Source organism: Dietzia massiliensis, from assembly GCF_018390595.1.
Taxonomy (GTDB): Bacteria; Actinomycetota; Actinomycetes; order Mycobacteriales; family Mycobacteriaceae; genus Dietzia; species Dietzia massiliensis.
This window is the reverse complement of the sequence record NZ_JAHBAV010000311.1, coordinates 1-361: the sequence shown is the minus strand read 5'-3', so window position 1 is coordinate 361 and position 361 is coordinate 1. Positions and strand designations below refer to the sequence as shown.

Annotated in this window: 1 pseudogene; it reads left to right on the top strand. The window is 33.0% G+C overall.

The annotated features are described in order from the left end of the window. A pseudogene (gene ileS / locus KHA85_RS20650) lies at positions 1 to 361 on the top strand (isoleucine--tRNA ligase); the annotation flags it as partial.

Genomic DNA, 361 nt, shown 5'->3' with positions numbered 1-361 from the left:
AATAAAGGGAAATTGATTGTTTTAGAAGAGTTAGTTGATTCATTGATGGAAAAATTTGAAATTGATGAATATCAAGTAAGTAATCATTTCAAAGGAAAAGAATTAGAGATGATTACTTGTAAACATCCATTATATGATCGTGAATCATTAGTTATTTTAGGTGATCATGTTACTGCTGAAGCTGGAACTGGGTGCGTTCATACAGCACCTGGATTTGGGGCAGATGACTTTTATGTTGGTCAAAAATATGGTTTACCAGCATATTGTAATGTAGATGAACATGGTTGTATGATGAAAGACTGTGGTGAATGGTTAGAAGGACAATATGTTGATGATGCTAATAAGACAGTAACAGTGAAAC